The following is a 20,953-nucleotide window of genomic DNA, read 5'->3' as shown; positions in this document are numbered from 1 at the left end:
CCGCGCCTCTGTTTAGCGTCAAATTGCAGCATCAATTAGTTCTGGGCGACCCGTACCACCAGTTTGCCGAAGTTGCGTCCTTCCAGCAGACCGATGAACGCCTGGGGCGCATTTTCCAGGCCATCGACCACATCTTCACGGAATTTCACCTTGCCGTCACGCACCCACGGCGCCATGGCGCTGGCGAACTCAGGCTGACGGTCGCCGTAATCGTCGAACACGATGAAGCCCTGGATCCGCACGCGCTTGGTCAGCAGCGTACGCTGCAATTGCGGCAGGCGATCCTGCCCGCTCGGCGCTTCGCTAGCATTATAGGAAGCAATCAGGCCGCACAGCGGAATCCGCGCCTTGGGATTGAGTAACGGCACGACCGCGTCGAAGACTTTGCCACCGACGTTTTCGTAATAGATGTCGATACCCTTGGGGCACGCCTGAGCCAGTTCATCGACGAAGTCCGGGCTCCTGTGGTCGATGCAGGCATCAAAACCCAGATCTTGAATCACGTAGCGGCACTTGTCTGCGCCTCCCGCCACACCGACCACCCGCAAGCCCTTGATCTTCGCCACTTGGCCAACCACCGAGCCCACCGCGCCGGATGCAGCCGCCACTACCAGGGTTTCACCGGCCTTGGGTTGACCGATGTCCATCAATCCCATGTAGGCAGTCATGCCCGGCATGCCCAGGACGCCCAGGGCCATGGACGGGCTGGGCAGCGTTGAGGGAATCGGCATGATGCTGCGACCGTCATTGATGCTGTGGCTTTGCCAGCCCGTGGCACCCACCACCAGATCGCCTTCCTGAAACTTGGGATTGAGCGAGCGCTCGACCCGACTGACCGCGCCACCGGTCATCACCTCGCCGATTTCCACCGGGGCTGCGTAGGACGGAGCATCACTCATGCGTCCGCGCATGTACGGGTCCAGCGACAGATAAAGGGTTTTGAGCAACACCTGACCGTCCGCCAGATCGGGTAGCGCGACCCGTTCCAGGCGAAAGTTCTCCGGCGTCGGCGCGCCGACCGGGCGCGAGGCCAGGACGATGCGTTGGTTGAGGGTCAATGGATCGGACATGTCAGCGTCTCCTTTGGTCGATGAGTTCGGGGGTATAGGGAGCAGACCTTTGGGGCAATAGTGCGTTCGATGTTTCTACTTTAAGGCCGGGTTGTCTTCTTCGCGAGCAGGCTCGCTCCCACATTGGAATTCGACCACCTGTGGGAGCGAGCCTGCTCGCGAAGGCGATTTCACAGACTTCGCATTTCCAACAGCCGGAAACAAAAATGCCAGGCGCAATGCCTGGCATTTTCATTTAGCCCATCCGAAGCGCTGTGGCGAATCAGAACGGCAGCTTCATGCCCGGTGGCAGTTGCATGCCGGCAGTCATGCTGCCCATTTTTTCCTGGCTGTTGGCTTCGATCTTGCGCACCGCGTCGTTGACGGCGGCAGCGACAACGGCTTCCAGCATTTCCTTGTCGTCTTCGCTCATGCCTTCGACCAGGCTTGGGTCGATGCTCACGCTCTTGACGTCATGACGACCGGTCATCACCACGGTGACCATATCGCCACCGGCTTTACCGGTGACTTCGGCGTTGGCCAGCTCTTCCTGCATCTTGGCCATTTTTTCCTGCATCTGCTGCGCCTGCTTCATCAGGCCGGCCATGCCACCTTTCATCATGGTAATCACCTCAAAAGTACTTGGATTAAAGCGGCGCCCGGTGCTTGTAGCCGAACGCCTTCAGTTATTAGCCCTGACTGACCAGGGCTTCGACAGGTTCAATAGTATCGTTACGGATCACCGCACCGAACTGCTGCATCATTTGCTGGATGAACGGATCGCCGTGGATCGACTCCTCGGCCTCGCGCTGGCGGTCGGCGCGACGACGTGACGCCGCCTGGGCCGGGGTCTCCTGCTCGGGCTTGATCAGCTCCATGGTCAGGGTCAGGGTACGCCCGTGATACTGGTTCAACGCATCGTTGAGGCGACGCTGTTGCGTGGCATTGAACAAGGCGCTGTGGGCCGGGTCCAGGTGCAACAGCCAATGGTCGCCATCCACGGCGATCAAGGTACAGTTGGCGGCGATGCTGCCGGTCATGCCGGAGATCGACAGTTTCGGGAACAGTTCCAGCCATTGCAGGGCCAACCCCGTGGCCGGCGCGGCGGCAGGCTCAGGCTCGGGTTCCGGTGTCGGCTCGGCGGCATGTTCGCTGGCCAAATCATCCAGGTAGCTGTAAGCCGAGTCCATGTCCGGCTCGATGTAGTCCTCGTCCAGCGGCGGCTCGTCGTCCAGGTCCATGCCCGGTGTGGCGGCATCGACTTCGGCCACGGTCGGTTCCGGGATCGGCGCCGCGGCCCACTCTGGAGCGTCCGGCACCGCGGTGTCCGGCGTCGGCAACGGCATCGGTGGCAATTCGGGTTGTTCAGCGGCGGTTTCCAGCACGGGCTCGACCGCTGGCTGCTGGACCGGGGCCGGCTCGACCGGGTCGTTCCACGGCAGGTCGACGACCTCTTCGACCACCACTGGCTCGACCACCGCCTGCGCGATCACCTGCGGCACGACCGGTTCAGGCACAGGCGCGGGCTCCGGTGTGACAACTGGCGCAGGTACGACGGGTGCAACTGCCGCAGCGACTACCGGCGCAACAACGGGCGCGGCAGCCACGGATTTGGCGGAATCAACTGTGGCCTGGCTGATCCCCACTGGCTTTAGCGGTTGCCTCGGGGCGTCCGCGGTGTCGGCGGGCCGGAACGCGAGCATGCGCAACAGCACCATTTCGAAGCCGCCCCTTGGGTCCGGCGCCAATGGCAGGTCGCGACGGCCAATCAGGCCCATCTGGTAGTAGAACTGCACGTCTTCGGCTGGCAGGGCCTGGGCCAGCGCCAATACCCGGTCACGGTCGCCGTGCCCGTTGTCGACGCCCTCAGGCAAGGCCTGGGCGATGGCGACACGGTGCAGCACGTTGAGAATTTCCGAGAGCACGCCATTCCAGTCCGGGCCTTGTTCCGCCAGATGACGGACAGCTTCGAGCAAAGCCTTGGCGTCGCCTTCGATCAACGCATGAAGAACGTCATAGACCTGACCGTGATCGAGGGTCCCGAGCATCGCCCGCACATCGGCGGCCATGACCTTGCCTTCACCAAAGGCAATCGCCTGGTCGGTGAGACTCATGGCATCGCGCATCGAACCGTCGGCGGCGCGGCCCAGCAACCACAGGGCATCGTCTTCAAACGGCACGTTCTCGACACCCAGCACGTGGGTCAAATGCTCGACCACCCGCTCCGGCGTCATGTTCTTCAGGGAGAACTGCAGGCACCGCGAGAGAATCGTTGCAGGAAGTTTCTGCGGGTCGGTGGTGGCCAGGATGAACTTGACGTAGGGTGGCGGCTCTTCAAGGGTTTTGAGCAGCGCATTGAAGGAATGGCTGGAGAGCATGTGCACTTCGTCGATCAGGTAGACCTTGAAGCGCCCGCGGCTCGGCGCGTACTGCACGTTGTCGAGCAGCTCGCGGGTATCCTCGACCTTGGTGCGGCTGGCGGCGTCGATCTCGATCAGGTCGACGAAGCGGCCTTCATCGATCTCGCGGCATACCGAACACTCGCCACAGGGCGTGGAAGTGATACCTGTTTCACAGTTCAGGCATTTGGCGATGATCCGCGCGATGGTGGTCTTGCCGACCCCGCGGGTACCGGTGAACAGGTAGGCGTGGTGCAGCCGCTGGCTGTCCAAGGCATTGATCAGAGCCTTGAGCACATGGGTCTGGCCGACCATTTCGCGGAACGAGCGCGGACGCCATTTACGTGCAAGAACCTGATAACTCATCGAAAACCATCGCAACGAAAGAAGCAGAAGCGGCTAATGCTAGCGGAGCAAGGCCAAAATTGCATCCGGTGCGCTCGTCTAATCTGGGTAAGCTACGTTTTGCGGGCTTTTTGTTTCGAAGATAGCGGAGCGTTTATGCGGCTGGCCTTGGTGGCACTGCTGTCGATCAGCTTGAACGGCGTCGCCGCGCAAGCGCCGTTGCGCTTTGTGGTGCCTGACAGTTGGGCAATGCCGATGGTGCAGCTTGAACATGGCCGGCCGACCCAGGGCATTTTGTATGACGTGATGCTCAGCCTCGCGACCCAGGTTGGCGTCCCGGCGCAGTTCCACGTTTTGCCCAGAGGGCGCGTGCAAAGCGCCATGGAGCATGGCGAGGTCGATGTCCGCTGTTATGCCGCGCAATCCTGGTTGCCGAACCAGTCCGGCGACTACCTCTGGAGCATCCCGCTCTTTACTCAACCCGATTTACTGATCAGCCGCCCTGACCCGCAAACCTCGGTGATACCGGCGAACCTGTCGCGACAACCCATCGGCACCGTGCTCGGCTATAGCTACCCGACCCTGCAACCGCTGTTCGATGCCAATCAGCTGCTACGCGACGACGCTCGCAATCAGGAGCAAGTGCTGGAAAAACTTCACGCCGGGCGCAATCGCTATGCCGTCAGCAATCAATGGACGCTGGACTGGTTCAATCAGCGGCTGCTGCCGGGCCGACAACTGCAAGGTGTAGCGGTGCTGCAGGAGCAAAGCGTCGGTTGCTACGTACGCAATGATCCGAAGGTGCCGGTACAACGGATTCTGCGTACGTTGGTGCGCATGAAAATGTCCGGGGAGATTGATGACATCATTCGACTTTATATTGGTGGCAAATCATAACCTTCCCCACAGAGCACCACTGTGGGAGCGAGCCGGCTCCGGGCGGCGTTCCGACGAAGAATCCCTCACATCCAATATCGATGCTGACTGATCCACCGCTTTCGCGAGCAGGCTCGCTCCCACATTTGCTCTTCATCCTGCCAAAAGGAATTCAGGCAGTTTGATCCAGTGACCGCCACTGCGGCGGCGCAACAAACCCTGCCACCCAGCCCGGCACTTCCACGGGTGGCATCGGCCGGGCAATGAAATAGCCCTGCGCCACTTCGCAACCCAACTGCAGCAGCAACTCCCCGTGCTCGACGCTCTCCAATCCTTCGGCAATCACCTGCCGGCCAAATGCCCGCGCCAGGCCGATGATCGCGGTGGTCAGGGCAAGGTCGTCACGGTCATGCAGAATATCGCGCACAAAAGATTTATCGATCTTGATGGTTTGGGTGCGCAGACGCTTGAGGTAGCTCAGGGACGAATAACCCGTGCCGAAATCCCCCAATGAGAATTGCACCCCCAGCGCCTGACAGGCTTGCAAGCAGTCGCTCACATGCTGGATGTTCTCGATGGCGACCGACTCGACAATTTCCAGGTCCAGCCGTTGCGGCGCAACCCCGACATGCCTTGCCAGCACACCCTTTAGCCGTTCGACAAAGTCCGCCCGCTGAAAATGCCGCGCCGCGATGTTGACGCTCACCGGCCAGTCATGCCCGGCGTGCCGCCACTGCTCCATCTGCGCCAGCACCTGATCCATCACCCACTCACCGATATCGATGATCAGGTCGGTCTCTTCGACCACCGGCAAAAACTCACGGGCAGGCACGATGCCATTTTGCGGATGTTGCCAGCGCAGCAACGCCTCGAAACCGACGACTTTGCCACGACGCATGTCGACCTTGGGCTGGAAATGCAGGCGCAACTCGTCGCAAGCAAGCGCCTGACGCACCTGCTCGACCGTCTGGTGGGTGGCCTTGACCTCTCGATCCCGGGACACATCAAATAAATGAAAGCGCTTGCGGCCACTCTGCTTGGCCACGTACATCGCCTGATCGGCATGGCGCAACAGCGTTTCGGCATCTTCATTATCATGGGGGAACAGCGTGACGCCGATGCTGGCAAACACATTGATGTCCTTGCCACTGAGCGAGTAAGGCGCGCAGATCGCTTCCAGCACCCGGTTCAGCGCCGCGTGCAATTCCGGCAAGTCGCGCACATAACGCAACACCAGCACAAACTCGTCACCGGCCAGTCGCGCCACCACATCTTCGCCACGCAGGATGCCGCGCAATCGTTTGGCAACTTCCACCAATAAAAGATCGCCGCTGGCATGCCCGTAGCCATCGTTGACGGCCTTGAAACCATCGAGATCGAGCATGCACACCGCCAGCGGGATGCTTTCCTGCCGCGAGAATTCCAGCGCCTGGTCCAGCAAATCCGAGAGAAACGCACGATTGGGCAGCCCGGTCAGCACGTCATGTCCGACCCGCCATTGCAGGGAATGCAGCAGTTGACGCTTTTCGCTGATATCGAAGCGAATCGATAAATAACGCTCGATGCGTCCGGTGGTTTTATCGAGCACCGGCACCATGGTGCTTTCGACCCAGTACAGGCTGCCATCTTTCGCGCGGTTGCAGATTTCGCCCTTCCAGACATTGCCCGAGGCGATGGTGCGCCACATTCCAGCGAAGAACTCGGCCGAGTGCATGCCGGAATTGAGCAGGCGATGGTTTTGCCCGAGCAACTCCTCGCGGCTATAGCCGGAGATCGCGCAGAATTGATCGTTGACGTGGGTAATCCGGCCGGTCGGATCGGTTTCGGAAAAAATCGCGGCGGCATCCACGGCCCTGCGGTACTTCTCATCCATGAGTCAGACTCGCTGTCGCTGGCGGTGGGACCCGTTTAAGGCAGCAGCACCAATACTGGTAATATTTTGCAAGGTTTCAGTAGCGAGCCCAGGTTCTCGCAACCCTGCGAGTGGGCGCGATAATAGCTCACTCGCATTGTTCGAACTTGCTGGAACAAGTCACTAAACCACCCTTTTGGGCGGCGATTCTACGAAACACATCACATTTTGCAAAGCAAGGTGATGGATCATGCAGTTGTCTAATGCAAAAATCTATCGTTAAGTTCTTGATTCTGAATGGGAATTGAGCGATGCAAATTTCAAGTTTGGGTCCGGCCATTCGGCGCTACCGCAAGGTCGCGGGGCTTACTCAGGCTGAACTTGGCGAAAGAACCGGTTTTGACCCCAAAACCATCAGCCGCTTCGAAACCGGCACCTATACCCCCAGCGTCGATGTACTGTTCTTGCTTGCCAATGTGCTGGGCGTGAAGCTGAAAGCTTTTTTCGTCGATCCGGGCGATGAAGATGAACAGCGGGCGTATCTGTTCGGTGTCATACATAAAGCCACCCCGAAGGATCTGGGAAAGCTGATCGCAGCGGTTGACCAGGCCTTGTCCAAGCCTTAGCGCCAGAAAAGAAAAAGGAGGCCGACTTGTCGCACTGACAGGTCGGCCTCCTTTTTATGCCGCTTCCCAAACTGGAAACGACAAAAAACCGCGATAGACAAATTCCATGGCAGCGCAATTGAAAGTATTCATTCGGATAACGCGAGAGAGGACTCGCTTGGCGTTAAGGTGGCGACCCCACCAGCCACACCCCGGCACACAATGTCACCGCTGCGGCTGCTCCCTTCCAGGCCTGACCGGGTTCACGGCTGATCGTTGCGGGGGGACCGATGGGGTCACCATAACGACGCTCACCTGTCGGCGAGCCGCGCCATTGTACCTATCTGAGACGAAGTTACAACCGTTCGGGCGGATTAAAAAATATAGCTGCTTCAAGGACATGCAGAACGCCTGAAAGATCACGGCGTCCGCCCGCCTTCACAGGTCCTGTACGACCTCATCCGCCCTGCCGCCCTCGCGCTGGATGACCAGATGAATGAAGTGCAGCTTGGCGATCACCGCCGGTGGCAGCACAAAGGGATAAAAATCCGGCTGCCCCATGCTGCGCGACAGTTCATTGAGCATGCCGGCCAGCTCGATCCAGGCGTTGACGAAGGAGAGAAACGCCGCGCCGCCGGGATGCTGCGGATCATAGAGGGTATCCAGCGGAAATGGCTGATAGTCGAAGTCCATTTCCCGGGCACTCATGCCAAACCCCAATGCCGTATCTACCGCGTCCATCATGTGCAGGTAGTGCGCCCAGGTTTCCGCCCAGTCTTCCCAAGGGTGCATGGTGGCGTAGGCGCTGACGGAGTGCTGCTGCCAATCAAGCGGAGCGCCTTGCTGATAATGCCGCTCCAGGGCGTCGGCATAGCTGGCGCGCTCATCGCCGAACAGCCCGCGAAACGGTTCCAGCCAATCGGTGTTGGCAATCAACCGATCCCAGTAGTAGTGCCCGACTTCGTGCCGAAAGTGCCCGAGCAACGTGCGATAGGGTTCGTGCATCTGCACCCGGACCTGTTCGCGATGGGCGTCATCGGCTTCTTTGATATCGAGGGTGATCAGACCGTTCGCGTGGCCGGTGGTGGGTGGCTTGCCTTCAAGATCCACACCGATGAAATCGAAAGCCAGGCCGGTATCTTCGTCCATGGCTTTAGGAATGACCTGCAACCCCAGGCTGACCAACTGCGCCACCAGACGCCGCTTGGCGGTCTCCACCTTGCGCCAGCGTTCGTGGTTCTCGTTGATAGATAGATCGGGAATGGTGCGATTCAGGCTACAGGCGATGCACAAGGCATCCTTATCGTTGGCGCGCAGCAGCCAATTGCAGGCGGCTGGGGAGTCGAGGTTGGCGCAACGGCGAAACAGGCCGGCGTCGGGATCGACATCAAGCGTCCAGGTATTTGATTGCACGCCCGGCTGCAGCGAGGACAAGCGACTCTGCTCCGGCTGATAACCCAAGGCTGCCGAACAGGCCAGGCATTGACTGTTGCGAAAGAACAGCGACTGCCCGCAACGACAGGGCCAAACCTTGCTGTTGCGCGAGCTTTCACCCATGAAAGGCGCGGCGATGCGCGAGCTGAGTTGTTCGAAGAACCGGTACATGGCGATCTCTCCCTGGGGCTTGCCAAGACTAGATCATTCTCCGAACAAGATCGTTCCATGTTCCAAAACAGCCTTGTGGCGAGGGGATTTATCCCCGCTGGGCTGCGAAGCGGCCCCCAAACCATCCAAACCCGTTGTGCCAGATAACACACGATTGCAGGATTTGCGGCGGCTTCGCCACCGAACGGGGATAAATCCCCTCGCCACAGGTCAGACTGCTATACCGTGATCCTTCAAGAAAACGACAAACGCCTCTTCATCCAGCACCTTGAGCCCCAGCTCATTGGCCTTGGTCAACTTCGACCCCGCCCCCGGCCCTGCCACCACACAATGGGTCTTGGCCGATACCGAGCCGGCGACCTTGGCGCCGAGGCTTTCGAGCTTGTCCTTGGCCACATCGCGGCTCATCAATTCCAGCGAACCGGTCAGCACCCAGGTCTGACCGGCCAGCGGCAAACCTTCCACGACTTTCTTTTCGCTGTGCCAGTGCATACCGAAATCGGCCAATTGCTTTTCGGCCGAGACCGCAAGCAGGCGATTGTCCTCGACGGCAAAAAACTCCCGAACCGAATTAGCCTGCTTCTCCGGCAGCGCCTGGCGCATGTCCAGCCAGTCAGCGTCGATCACCCCTTGCAACGAACCGAACCTGTCGGCCAGCTTCTGCGCCCCGCCCGGTCCGACCGAAGGAATGTGCAGCTTGTCGAGGAAACCACCGAGGGTAGTGCTGGCGGCAAATTCGGCGCCCAGTTCGCCCTGATCCTGAATCTGCAAGCCGTGCCTGAGCAGATCGGCGATGACCTGCTGGTTATGCGCATCCTCAAAGAAACTGTGAATCTCATGGGCCACTTCCAGGCCGACATCCGGCAAGTAAGTCAGCACCTGCGGCAGCGCTTGCTGCACTCGCGCAAGCGAGCCCAGCGAGCGCGCCAGCACCTTGGCCGTCTCTTCGCCGACATCGGGAATCCCGAGGGCGTAGATGAAGCGCGCCAGGCCCGGTTTCTTGCTGTCTTCGATGGCACCGAGCAACTTCCGGCTCGACAGTTCGGCAAAGCCTTCCAGATCGACAATATCCTCGAACTTCAAGGCATAGAGATCAGCAGGCGAACTCACCAGCCCCTCATCCACCAGTTGCTCGACGCTCTTGTCGCCAAGGCCTTCGATGTCCATCGCCCGACGGGAAACGAAGTGAATGATCGCCTGCTTGAGTTGTGCGCCGCAGGCCAGTCGACCGACACAGCGATACACCGCGCCTTCGCTGACCGTCTCGCGACCCTTGCTGCGCTTGACCAGTTGCGTGCGTTCGACATGAGAACCGCAGACCGGGCATTGCTCCGGAATCTGCACCGGCCGCGCGTTTTCCGGACGCCGCTCGGTGACCACTTGCACCACTTGCGGAATCACGTCACCGGCGCGGCGAATGATCACCGTGTCGCCGATCATCAGCCCCAGACGCGCCACCTCATCCATATTGTGCAGCGTCGCGTTGGCCACGGTGACACCCGCGACCTTGACCGGCTTCAGGCGCGCCACTGGCGTGACCGCACCGGTACGGCCGACCTGGAATTCCACGTCGAGCAGTTCGGTGAGCTCTTCCATGGCCGGGAATTTATGAGCGATGGCCCAGCGCGGTTCGCGGGCGCGGAAACCCAGCTCACGCTGGGAGGCGATGCTGTTGACCTTGAACACTACGCCGTCGATTTCATAGGGCAACGCGTTGCGGCGTTCGCCGATGTCGCGGTAGTAATCCAGGCACGCATCAATGCCGTTCGCCAGTTTCAGCTCATGGCTGATCGGCATGCCCCAGGCTTTGAGCTGCTGCAAATTGCCGATGTGCGTGTCGGCGATATCCGCAGACACCTGGCCGATCCCGTAACAGCAGAATTCCAGTGGCCGATTGGCGGTGATCTTCGAGTCCAGTTGCCGCAAACTGCCCGCCGCCGCATTGCGCGGGTTGGCGAACGTCTTGCCGCCGACTTCCAGCTGTGTGGCGTTGAGCCGCTCGAATCCAGCCTTGGACATGAACACTTCGCCGCGTACTTCCAGGGTTGCCGGCCAGCCCGAGCCGTGCAGCTTGAGCGGGATGTTACGCACGGTACGCACGTTGACACTGATGTCTTCACCGGTGGTGCCGTCGCCGCGCGTGGCACCACGCACCAGCACACCCTCCTGATACAACAGGCTGACCGCCAGGCCATCGAGTTTGGGTTCGCAGCTGTATTCAACCGCCGCACCACCACCGAACAGGTCGCCGGCCGGCAGGTCCAGCCCCTCCGTTACCCGGCGATCGAATTCGCGCATATCGGTTTCTTCGAAGGCGTTGCCGAGGCTGAGCATCGGCACTTCGTGGCGCACCTGGGTGAATGCCGACAACGCCGCGCTGCCCACCCGCTGGGTCGGCGAGTCGCTGGTGATCAATTCGGGATTGGCGGCTTCGAGTGCCTTGAGCTCGTTGAACAACCGATCGTACTCGACGTCCGGAATGCTCGGCTCATCCAGCACGTGGTAGCGATAGTTGTGCAGATCCAGCTCGGCACGCAGTTCTAGAATGCGGTCTTTGGCGGCAGTCATGGATGTTCTCTCATAAAGCAAAAGAGCAGCCGAGGCTGCTCAATCTTCTAAATCACAGTAGCTTAAGGCTATGGACATTGTGGCGAGGGAGCTAGCTCCCGCTCGGCGGCGTAGCCGTCGTAAATCCTGCAATCTCATCGTACCTGGCACAACGAGGTGGATGGCCTTGGGGCCGCTTCGCAGCCCAGCGGGAGCAAGCTCCCTCGCCACAGAAGCGCCCTTATCGTTTCTGGGTCAGTGCGCGACGCTCGAATTCAACGATGCGCTGACGATAGTGCTCGATCGTCTGGGCGGTCAGCACGCTGCGCTGATCGTCTTTCAGTTCGCCGTTCAGCTCTTGCGACAGCTTGCGAGCCGCCGCCACCATCACGTCGAAGGCCTGCTTCGGATGACGCGGGCCTGGCAGCCCCAGGAAGAAGCTCACCGCCGGTGTGCTGAAGTGGTCGATGTCATCCAGATCGAAAACCCCTGGCTTGACTGCGTTGGCCATGGAGAACAGCACTTCGCCATTCCCCGCCATGCTTTCGTGACGATGGAAAATATCCATTTCGCCAAAGCGCAGACCGCTTTCCAGAATGTTCTGCAACAGCGCCGGACCTTTGAAACCGGCCGCATCGCGGCAAATCACGCTGATGACCAACACTTCTTCAGCTTGTGGCTGTTCTTTGTCGCTGACCGAAGGCGAAGCCTTGGTGTCTTCGACGAAATCGTCGTCGCGGCTGCTGAAGCTTGGACCGCCATCCAGATCGAGACTCAGATTCATATCGCCCTGGGACGGCTCACCACCACGCTTGCCGCGCTTGGAACCCGATTCACGAGGCTCGCGTGCCGGCATGCTCACCGACGGCAGATCCTGTTCGTCCAGTTGCGGTTCCTTGTGGTTGTCCAGCACGCGGGACGGGCCCAACAGCTCGGCGCTGGTGTCCTCGTCCGGCAGGTTGGACAGACTTCGGTCAAGACGGAATTTCAGTTTTCCCTTGCCGCCGCGCATGCGGCGCCAGCCATCAAAAAGAATACCGGCAATGACAATAATGCCGATGACGATCAGCCACTCGCGCAGACCGATTTCCATGTAATCCCGTGCCTCTATAAAAAATGCTGAAAAATAAGGGGTTTACAACCTGTAAACCGCTTTAAAACGTGGCGCCAACTCTATGTTCTGACAGGCGTTTTGCCCACGTATACGAAAAATTGACATTAAACTAGCACGACCAAAGGCAACTTTACACCGTCTGTCACTATGGCTTCAGCGAATATGTCGATTGGCCAGCAAGTCAGGACAAGTAAAAAAGTCCTATAAGCCCGTAGTATCCATCCTACAGATACAAATCAGGCATCCACCATCGCCATCGCCTCCTCGACATCCACTGCCACCAGTCGCGAACAACCGGGTTCATGCATCGTCACCCCCATCAATTGTTCGGCCATTTCCATGGCGATCTTGTTGTGGGTGATATAGATGAACTGCACCGTCTGCGACATCTCTTTGACCAGCCGTGCGTAGCGTCCCACGTTAGCGTCATCCAATGGCGCGTCAACCTCGTCGAGCATGCAGAACGGCGCCGGGTTCAACTTGAAGATCGCAAAAACCAGGGCCAATGCCGTCAGGGCTTTTTCGCCACCGGAGAGCAAATGGATGGTGCTGTTCTTCTTTCCGGGCGGCTGCGCCATGATCGTCACCCCTGTATCGAGTAGATCTTCGCCCGTCAGTTCCAAATACGCGCGACCTCCACCGAAAACTTTTGGGAAAAGCGCCTGTAAACCGCCATTGATCTGATCAAAGGTATCCTTGAAGCGGTTGCGGGTTTCCTTGTCGATCTTGCGAATCACGTTTTCCAGTGTCTCAAGCGCTTCCACCAGATCGTCGTTTTGCGCATCCAGATAACGTTTACGCTCGGATTGTTGCTGGTATTCGTCAATGGCCGCGAGGTTGATCGCACCGAGGCGCGCAATCCGCGCGGCAATGCGCTCAAGTTCTTCCTCGGCGGCCTTTTCGCTGGCCTCGGCGGTCAGTGTGGCGAGCACGCCGTGCAGGTCGTAACCGTCTTCGAGCAATTGGTCCTGCAAGGCTTTGCGTCGCACGGTCAGGGCTTGCCATTCCATGCGCTGATGTTCGAGCTGACTGCGGATCAACTGCGATTGCTGCTCGGCCTGGCTGCGGCGCTTCTCGGCGTCGCGCAGTTCGCGGTCGGCGTCTTCGAGGGCGATCTGCGCGGTCTTGAGTTCTTCGTCGACGGTCATGCGCTTGTCGAGCAACTCTTCAAGTTTCAGGCGCAACTCTTCCAGCGGTGCCTCGCCCTCCTCCAGATTGAGGCTCAACTGCTCACGCTTTTCGGTCAGGCGTTCGGACTGCATTTCCAGTCGCTCCAGCGCCTGGCGCGTCGAATCGTGCTGCGCCCGCAGGGAACCGAGGCGCACCGCCAGTTGATGGGCGTGATCCTTGTGTTGCCGCGCTTCCTGACGCACCCGGTCCAGCCGCTCGCGCAAGCTGTCGCGTTGGGCCAACAGTAACTCGCGCTGCTCGGTGTCCAGCGCCATGCTGTCGAGGGCTTCCTGCAATTGCAGGCGCGCTTCGCCGATGTGCTCGTGCTCCAACGCGCGCTGTTCATTCAACTCGGCGAGTTCTTCATCGAGTCGGGTGCGGCGCAGGGTCAGCTGTTCGGCCTTGGCTTTGCCGGCCGACAACTGGGCTTTCAATTCACCTTGCTGACGGGCTTCGTCTTGCAGCAATCGACGCAAGTGTTCGCGACCGTTTTCCTGCTGGCGCTGTTGCGCGCGCAGGTTTTGAAGCTGGGTTTCCAGGGCTTCGACGGCGGCTTCACGCTCTTCACGCTCAAGGCTCAACTGCTGGATTTCCTGCCCCCGGGCCAGAACCCCGCTTTCCGCTTCGCTGGCACGCCGCACCCGCAGGAAATGCCGGCCGACCCAATAACCGTCGCGGCTGATCAGGCTCTGCCCGACGGCCAATTGCCCGCGTAAAGCCAGGGCCTGTTCAAGACTCTCGACCGGTTTGACCTGACCCAACCACGGCGACAGATCAATCTGCGCCTCGACCTTGTCGAGCAAGCTGCCCGGCACACGCACGCCATCGCTGGCCGGGCTGAGCAAACGCAGGTCGCCCTGGGCAAACCCGGACAGATTGAAAGCGTTGAAATCGTCCACCAGCACCGCTTGCAGATCGGCACCCAACACGGTTTCCACCGCCAGCTCCCAACCGGCTTCAACGTTCAGGCCTTCGGCCAGCCGCGGGCGATCCGCCAGATGTTGATCGCGCAGCCACTCGGCAGTACCGGTGCCTGGATCGAGGGCCGCTTGCTGCAAGGCTTCCAGCGACGCCAGACGCCCGTTGAGCCGTTGCAAATCACACTGGGCCTGCTGCTGCGCCGACAGGGTTTGCTGCAATTGCTGGCGCAGTTGCTCGAGCTTTTCGACCTGAGCTTCTTCACTGGTCTGCAAATCTTCCAGGGTCGCCTCGGATTCAGCGAGTTGCTCGCTGAGTTCCATGATCGCCGCGTCCTCCGGGTCCGCGGCAAGCAAGGCACGCTCTTCGCCCAGACGCTTCTGGCGATCGGCCAGACGCTCAAGGCTGGTTTCCAGCTGCTGGATTCGCGATTGCTGAACTTCGGCCTGACGCCGCGGCTCGGCGGCGGTCAGGTTGAACGTGTCCCACTGCTCCTGCCAGCCATGCATGGTGGTTTCGGATTCTTCCAGTGCGGCGGCGGCTTCTTCGGCAGCGGCACTGGTGACTTCCTGCTCGGGGGTGAGCATGTCCAGCTCTTCACCGAGGGTCAGCAGCAAGGTACGGTCATGGCCCAGGTGCGACTCGGTTTCCAGGCGCGCGCGCTCGGCTTCTTTCAAATCGTCCTGCAGCTGGCGCAAACGCTGCTGGCCGTGCTGAATGCTCTGCTCGACCCGGGCGATATCACCACCGACCGAATAGAAGCGTCCCTGCACCAGATTGAAGCGTTCTGACAGGTCATGGTGCCCGTCCCGCAAGCGTTCGATGCTGGCATCGGCATTGCGTTGCTCGGCCACCAAGGCTTCGAAACTGATTTCCTGGGTGCCAATGATCCCCTCACGCTGGCCGACCTGATCGTTCAGATCCTGCCAGCGCAGGGCTGACAGTTGTGCCTTGAGCTGACGCTCCTCGCCCTTGTACTCCTGGTACTTCTTGGCGGCCTCGGCCTGGCGGTGCAAGCGTTCAAGTTGACGCTCCAGCTCTTCGCGCAGGTCGGTCAGTCGCTCCAGGTTTTCATGGGTTCGACGAATGCGGTTTTCAGTCTCGCGCCGGCGCTCCTTGTACTTGGAGATGCCCGCCGCTTCTTCGATGAAGTTGCGCAGGTCTTCGGGCTTGGACTCGATCAGCTTGGAGATCATCCCCTGCTCGATGATCGAGTAACTGCGCGGACCCAGGCCGGTGCCGAGGAAGATGTCGGTGATGTCACGGCGCCGGCATTTGGTGCCGTTGAGGTAGTAGGTGGTCTGGCTATCACGGGTTACTTTGCGGCGGATGGAAATCTCCGCATAGGCCGCGTATTCACCGAGCAGTGTGCCGTCGGAGTTATCGAACACCAGTTCGATGCTCGCCTGACTCACCGGCTTGCGGCTGGTGGAGCCATTGAAGATGACGTCGGTCATCGACTCGCCACGCAAGTTCTTGGCCGAGCTTTCGCCCATCACCCAGCGCACGGCGTCGATGATGTTCGACTTGCCGCAACCATTGGGTCCGACCACCGCCGCCATGTTACTGGGGAAGTTCACCGTGGTCGGATCGACGAAGGATTTGAACCCCGCCAGCTTGATGCACTTTAGCCGCACGCTCAGGCGTCCGTCAGGGCAGAGATCACCAGATCGCAACTGCGCTGACCGTAAGCCGTCAGCACTTGGCGAATCTGTGGAAAGTCACGGGCGATCACCGCGGCGAGCAGGCGCTCGAACAGCTCCAGGTACTCGCTCATCGAGGCCTTGCGCTGATCCAGCGCCAGGAAGTAGGCACGGCTCATGGCCGGCTGCAGATTCTCGACGGTTTCCTGCAGATAGGGATTGTCGGCGAACGGATACGTGGCACGCATCACGTTGAAACTGTCGTCGACGAAGGCATGGATGTCCTGACGTTCGTAACTGGCGGTCAGGCGCTGCTGAATCTGCACGAACGGCGCCAGGTCGGCCTGGACTTTCCAGCCGGTGGCCACGGCGTTGGCCAGCAGGATGTACATCTCGCTCATCAGCGTGCACAGGCTCCGCACCTTGTGCGCGGTGAGTTCGGTTACATGGGCACCACGTCGCGGCAGGATCGCGATCAGATGGCGACGCTCGAGAATCAGCAAGGCCTCGCGGACAGAACCACGGCTGACGTCGAGCGCCTGCGTGACCTTCTGTTCCTGGATGCGCTCCCCGGGCTTCATTTCACCGCGAATGATGCGTTCGGCGAGGTGGTGAGCGATTTGCTCGGCGAGGCTGTCCGGCGCCTTGAACGTCATGGTTGTCCTTCAAACTCTTCGATTTGCACAAGCGGCGCAGTGTAGCGCAATTGATACGTCATGGCGGAGTGCCCGGGCGGCGGTTTTTGGCACGATTCAAGCAAAAAGCAGGCTATCCCGCGAGGGTCAATACTGTAGGAACGAGTCGTTGATCGACGAAATGCATTTTCCTGACCTTTAAGTCAGAAAATCATTGACCGGAAAGTCAGACCTGCTAAATTCGGTTCAAGTCGGTTAACAACAATAATGAGTCTGCGAGGCCTTCCGTGATCCAGTTTTTACTAAACCAGGAACTCCGTAGCGAGCACGCCCTGGACCCGAACCTGACCGTGCTCAATTATCTGCGCGACCATGTGGGCAAACCCGGCACCAAAGAAGGCTGCGCCAGCGGTGACTGTGGCGCGTGCACCGTGGTGGTGGGCGAGTTGCAGACGGATGAAGCGGGCCGCGAACACATTCGCTATCGCAGCCTCAACTCGTGCCTGACGTTCGTTTCGTCCCTGCACGGCAAACAACTGATCAGTGTCGAAGACCTCAAACACCAAGGCGAGCTGCACAGCGTGCAGAAAGCCATGGTCGAGTGCCACGGCTCGCAATGCGGCTTCTGCACCCCCGGTTTCGTGATGTCGCTGTTCGCCCTGCAAAAGAACAGCGATGAACCGGACTCGCACAAGGCCCACGAAGCCCTTGCAGGCAACCTGTGCCGCTGCACCGGTTATCGGCCGATCCTGGAAGCGGCCCAGCAATCCTGCTGCGGCAAAAAACCGGACCAGTTCGATGCCCGTGAAGCCGAGACCATTTCCCGCCTGAAAGCCATCGCGCCCACCGATATCGGCGAACTCAACAGTGGCGACAAACGCTGCCTGGTGCCGCTGACCGTGGCCGATCTGGCCGACCTCTACGACGCTTATCCACAGGCACGCCTGCTGGCGGGCGGCACGGACCTGGCACTGGAAGTGACGCAGTTCCACCGCACCCTGCCGGTGATGATCTACGTCGGCAACGTCGCCGAAATGAAGCGCATCGAACGCTTCGACGACCGCCTGGAAATCGGCGCCGCCACCGCCCTTTCCGACTGCTACGACGCCCTTAAGGCCGAGTACCCGGATTTCGGCGAATTGCTGCAGCGTTTCGCTTCCCTGCAGATCCGCAACCAGGGCACCCTGGGCGGCAACATCGGCAACGCTTCACCCATCGGTGATTCGCCTCCCCTGCTGATTGCCCTCGGTGCACAGATCGTGCTGTGCAAGGGCGAAACCCGCCGCACCATGGCTCTGGAAGATTACTTCATCGACTACCGCGTCACGGCGCGTCAGGAAAGCGAATTCATCGAGAAGATCATCGTGCCGCGCGCCAGCGCTGAACAATTGTTCCGCGCCTACAAGGTGTCCAAGCGTCTGGACGATGATATCTCGGCAGTTTGCGCGGCTTTCAATATCCGCCTCGAAAACGGCGTGATTGCCGATGCCCGCGTGGCTTTCGGCGGCATGGCGGCGATTCCGAAACGCGCCTGCGCCTGCGAAAACGTCCTGCGCAATGCGCCGTTCAACAGTGCCACCGTCGAACGCGCCTGCGCGGCCCTGGCCGAAGATTTCACCCCGCTCTCGGACTTCCGCGCCAGCAAGGAATATCGCCTGCTCAGCGCGCAGAACCTGCTGCGCAAATACTTCATCGAACTGCAAACACCGCACATCGAGACTCGGGTGACCGCTTATGTCTAACCATCACGCCGTAGAGAAGACCCAGGCCGAACTGGCTGAACTGTTCGCCAAGGACCTGACCACCGGTGTCGGCCGTAGCGTCAAGCACGACAGCGCCGCCAAGCATGTGTCCGGTGAAGCGCAGTACATCGACGACCGCCTGGAATTCCCCAATCAGCTGCACGTTTATGCACGCCTGTCGGACCGCGCCCACGCGAAGATCATCAGCATCGACACCTCGCCCTGCTATGCCTTCGAAGGTGTGCGCATCGCCATCACCCACGAAGACGTTCCGGGGCTGAAAGACATCGGTCCGCTGATGCCGGGTGACCCATTGCTGGCCATCGACACGGTGCAGTTCGTCGGCCAGGTGGTGCTGGCCGTGGCCGCCCGTGACCTGGAGACCGCACGCAAAGCCGCCATGGCCGCAGTGATCGAATACGAAGATCTGGAACCGGTGCTGGACGTGGTCGAGGCCTTTCGCAAAAAGCATTTCGTGCTGGACAGCCATACCCATGAACGCGGTGATTCGGCAGGCGCGCTGGCGACGGCAAAAAATCGCATCCAGGGCACATTGCACATCGGCGGCCAGGAGCACTTTTACCTGGAAACCCAGATCTCTTCGGTAATGCCTACCGAAGACGGCGGCATGATCGTTTACTGCTCCACGCAAAACCCCACCGAAGTGCAGAAGCTGGTGGCTGAAGTACTGGACGTGTCGATGAACAAGATCGTCGTCGACATGCGCCGCATGGGCGGTGGTTTCGGCGGCAAGGAAACCCAGGCGGCGAGCCCGGCCTGCCTGTGTGCGGTGATCGCGCACCTGACCGGCCAACCGACCAAGATGCGTCTGCCACGGGTCGAAGACATGCTGATGACCGGCAAACGCCATCCCTTCTATGTCGAATATGACGTAGGTTTTGACGACAGCGGGCGCCTGCACGGCATCCAGCTGGAACTGGCGGGCAACTGCGGCTGCTCGCCGGACCTGTCGAACTCGATCGTCGACCGGGCGATGTTCCACTCGGACAACTCGTATTACCTGGGCGATGCGACCATCAACGGTCATCGCTGCAAGACCAACACCGCCTCGAACACTGCTTACCGTGGTTTCGGCGGCCCGCAGGGCATGGTCGCCATCGAAGAAGTGATGGACGCCATCGCCCGTCATCTGGCCCTCGATCCGCTGGCGGTGCGCAAGGCCAACTATTACGGCAAGACCGAGCGCAACGTCACTCATTACTACCAGACCGTCGAGCACAACATGCTCGAGGAAATGACCGCCGAACTGGAAGCAAGCAGCCAGTACGCCGAGCGCCGCGAAGCGATCCGTCGCTACAACGCCAACAGCCCGATCCTGAAAAAAGGTTTGGCGCTGACCCCGGTGAAATTCGGCATCTCCTTCACTGCCAGCTTCCTCAACCAGGCTGGCGCCTTGGTGCATGTCTACACCGACGGCAGCATCCACCTGAACCATGGCGGCACGGAAATGGGCCAGGGCCTGAACACCAAGGTTGCGCAGGTGGTGGCCGAAGTGTTCCAGGTGGAAATGGACCGCGTGCAGATCACCGCGACCAACACCGACAAAGTGCCGAACACCTCGCCGACCGCAGCGTCCAGCGGTGCGGACTTGAACGGTAAAGCTGCACAAAACGCTGCAGAGACCATCAAGAAACGCCTGGTGGAGTTTGCCGCGCGGCAATACAAAGTCAGCGAAGAAGACGTGGAATTCCACAACGGCCATGTGCGGGTTCGCGATCACATCCTGACCTTCGAAGCGTTGATCCAGCAGGCGTATTTCGCTCAGGTGTCGCTGTCGAGTACCGGGTTCTACAAGACCCCGAAAATCTACTACGACCGCAGCCAGGCCCGTGGTCGTCCGTTCTATTACTTCGCGTTCGGCGCGGCGTGCTGTGAAGTGCTGGTCGACACCCTGACCGGCGAATACAAGATGCTGCGTACCGACATCCTCCACGACGTCGGCGCCTCGCTGAACCCGGCCATCGACATCGGCCAGGTCGAGGGCGGTTTCATCCAGGGCATGGGTTGGCTGACCATGGAAGAACTGGTGTGGAACAACAAGGGCAAGCTGATGACCAACGGCCCGGCCAGCTACAAGATCCCGGCCGTGGCGGACATGCCGCTGGACCTGCGGGTGAAGCTGGTGGAAAACCGCAAGAACCCGGAAGACACGGTGTTCCACTCCAAGGCCGTGGGCGAGCCACCATTCATGCTCGGCATCGCCGCGTGGTGCGCGATCAAGGACGCGGTAGCGAGCCTGGGCGACTACCGGCATCAACCGAAAATCGACGCACCGGCGACGCCGGAGCGGGTGTTGTGGGGCTGTGAGCAGATGCGCCGGTTGAAGATGGCGAAAGCCGTTGAAGCCGAAACCGAGTTGGCTTCGCTCTAAACCGAGGCGCGCCAATCGCTGGCAAGCCAGCTCCCACAGGATTTGCGTGGAATCCAAATTG

General features: G+C 60.1%; 13 protein-coding genes and 1 other RNA gene. 4 read left to right on the top strand and 10 right to left on the bottom strand.

What is annotated here, in order from left to right; genetic code table 11:
- Nucleotides 1-35: 35 nt before the first annotated feature.
- The 3 genes from CKW21_RS29420 to dnaX form a co-directional block, all read right to left on the bottom strand.
- Complete coding sequence (locus tag CKW21_RS29420; RefSeq protein WP_095197316.1) at nt 36-1,070, bottom strand: NADP-dependent oxidoreductase; 1,035 nt, start codon at nt 1,068-1,070, stop codon at nt 36-38.
- Between the two features lie 262 nt (nt 1,071-1,332).
- Nucleotides 1,333-1,671 carry a YbaB/EbfC family nucleoid-associated protein gene (locus CKW21_RS29415; RefSeq protein WP_095197315.1) on the bottom strand — a complete coding sequence of 113 codons (339 nt, stop codon included), beginning with the start codon at nt 1,669-1,671 and terminating at the stop codon, nt 1,333-1,335.
- A gap of 67 nt (nt 1,672-1,738) precedes the next feature.
- Nucleotides 1,739-3,814 carry a DNA polymerase III subunit gamma/tau gene (gene dnaX, locus CKW21_RS29410; RefSeq protein WP_095197314.1) on the bottom strand — a complete coding sequence of 692 codons (2,076 nt, stop codon included), beginning with the start codon at nt 3,812-3,814 and terminating at the stop codon, nt 1,739-1,741.
- A 135-nt stretch (nt 3,815-3,949) separates the two neighbouring features.
- On the opposite strand from dnaX, the gene CKW21_RS29405 reads away from it, so the two are divergent.
- Complete coding sequence (locus CKW21_RS29405; RefSeq protein ID WP_095197313.1) at nt 3,950-4,690, top strand: ABC transporter substrate-binding protein; 741 nt, start codon at nt 3,950-3,952, stop codon at nt 4,688-4,690.
- Between the two features lie 151 nt (nt 4,691-4,841).
- Here CKW21_RS29405 and CKW21_RS29400 read toward each other — a convergent pair whose 3' ends face one another.
- On the bottom strand, nt 4,842-6,542 hold the full coding sequence (locus CKW21_RS29400; protein WP_095197312.1) for a bifunctional diguanylate cyclase/phosphodiesterase: 1,701 nt from the start codon (nt 6,540-6,542) through the stop codon (nt 4,842-4,844).
- A gap of 290 nt (nt 6,543-6,832) precedes the next feature.
- Here CKW21_RS29400 and CKW21_RS29395 point away from each other — a divergent pair, with 290 nt between their 5' ends.
- A complete protein-coding gene (locus CKW21_RS29395) occupies nt 6,833-7,147 on the top strand; it encodes a helix-turn-helix domain-containing protein (RefSeq protein WP_095197311.1) in 315 nt (104 codons plus the stop codon).
- A 175-nt stretch (nt 7,148-7,322) separates the two neighbouring features.
- Here the strand turns inward: CKW21_RS29395 and ffs are convergent.
- The 6 genes from ffs to CKW21_RS29365 form a co-directional block, all read right to left on the bottom strand.
- An RNA gene (ffs, locus tag CKW21_RS29390) (signal recognition particle sRNA small type) lies at nt 7,323-7,419 on the bottom strand.
- Nucleotides 7,420-7,564: 145 nt separating this feature from the next.
- Nucleotides 7,565-8,731 carry a putative zinc-binding metallopeptidase gene (locus CKW21_RS29385; RefSeq protein WP_095197310.1) on the bottom strand — a complete coding sequence of 389 codons (1,167 nt, stop codon included), beginning with the start codon at nt 8,729-8,731 and terminating at the stop codon, nt 7,565-7,567.
- A gap of 210 nt (nt 8,732-8,941) precedes the next feature.
- Complete coding sequence (ligA, locus tag CKW21_RS29380) at nt 8,942-11,299, bottom strand: NAD-dependent DNA ligase LigA (protein ID WP_095197309.1); 2,358 nt, start codon at nt 11,297-11,299, stop codon at nt 8,942-8,944.
- 220 nt (nt 11,300-11,519) lie between these two features.
- Entirely contained in the window at nt 11,520-12,371 is an 852-nt protein-coding gene (gene zipA, locus CKW21_RS29375; RefSeq protein ID WP_095197308.1) for a cell division protein ZipA, read from the bottom strand.
- Nucleotides 12,372-12,628: 257 nt separating this feature from the next.
- A complete protein-coding gene (smc, locus tag CKW21_RS29370; protein WP_095197307.1) occupies nt 12,629-16,117 on the bottom strand; it encodes a chromosome segregation protein SMC in 3,489 nt (1,162 codons plus the stop codon).
- Nucleotides 16,118-16,119: 2 nt separating this feature from the next.
- Complete coding sequence (locus CKW21_RS29365; protein WP_095197306.1) at nt 16,120-16,779, bottom strand: GntR family transcriptional regulator; 660 nt, start codon at nt 16,777-16,779, stop codon at nt 16,120-16,122.
- A gap of 266 nt (nt 16,780-17,045) precedes the next feature.
- Between CKW21_RS29365 and xdhA the strand changes: the two genes are divergently transcribed.
- Nucleotides 17,046-18,500, top strand: coding sequence for a xanthine dehydrogenase small subunit (xdhA, locus tag CKW21_RS29360; RefSeq protein ID WP_095197305.1), 1,455 nt, complete (start codon nt 17,046-17,048; stop codon nt 18,498-18,500).
- The gene (gene xdhB / locus CKW21_RS29355; RefSeq protein ID WP_095197304.1) at nt 18,493-20,892 is read left to right on the top strand and encodes a xanthine dehydrogenase molybdopterin binding subunit; all 2,400 of its coding nucleotides are present in this window, start codon (nt 18,493-18,495) and stop codon (nt 20,890-20,892) included. Before xdhA ends, xdhB begins: the two co-directional genes overlap by 8 nt.
- Nucleotides 20,893-20,953: the final 61 nt, after the last annotated feature.

Origin of the sequence: Pseudomonas sp. Irchel 3A7, assembly GCF_900187565.1 — a bacterium.
Taxonomy (GTDB): Bacteria; Pseudomonadota; Gammaproteobacteria; order Pseudomonadales; family Pseudomonadaceae; genus Aquipseudomonas.
The sequence above is the reverse complement of the archived record's forward strand: the minus strand, read 5'-3'. Positions and strand labels throughout refer to the sequence as shown.

Coding starts and splice junctions, on each gene's coding strand:
- CKW21_RS29420 (WP_095197316.1), bottom strand. CDS start 1,070: ATGTCCGATCCATTGACCCTCAACCAACGCATCGTCCTGGCCTCGCGC.
- CKW21_RS29415 (WP_095197315.1), bottom strand. CDS start 1,671: ATGATGAAAGGTGGCATGGCCGGCCTGATGAAGCAGGCGCAGCAGATG.
- dnaX (WP_095197314.1), bottom strand. CDS start 3,814: ATGAGTTATCAGGTTCTTGCACGTAAATGGCGTCCGCGCTCGTTCCGC.
- CKW21_RS29405 (WP_095197313.1), top strand. CDS start 3,950: ATGCGGCTGGCCTTGGTGGCACTGCTGTCGATCAGCTTGAACGGCGTC.
- CKW21_RS29400 (WP_095197312.1), bottom strand. CDS start 6,542: ATGGATGAGAAGTACCGCAGGGCCGTGGATGCCGCCGCGATTTTTTCC.
- CKW21_RS29395 (WP_095197311.1), top strand. CDS start 6,833: ATGCAAATTTCAAGTTTGGGTCCGGCCATTCGGCGCTACCGCAAGGTC.
- CKW21_RS29385 (WP_095197310.1), bottom strand. CDS start 8,731: ATGTACCGGTTCTTCGAACAACTCAGCTCGCGCATCGCCGCGCCTTTC.
- ligA (WP_095197309.1), bottom strand. CDS start 11,299: ATGACTGCCGCCAAAGACCGCATTCTAGAACTGCGTGCCGAGCTGGAT.
- zipA (WP_095197308.1), bottom strand. CDS start 12,371: ATGGAAATCGGTCTGCGCGAGTGGCTGATCGTCATCGGCATTATTGTC.
- CKW21_RS29365 (WP_095197306.1), bottom strand. CDS start 16,779: ATGACGTTCAAGGCGCCGGACAGCCTCGCCGAGCAAATCGCTCACCAC.
- xdhB (WP_095197304.1), top strand. CDS start 18,493: ATGTCTAACCATCACGCCGTAGAGAAGACCCAGGCCGAACTGGCTGAA.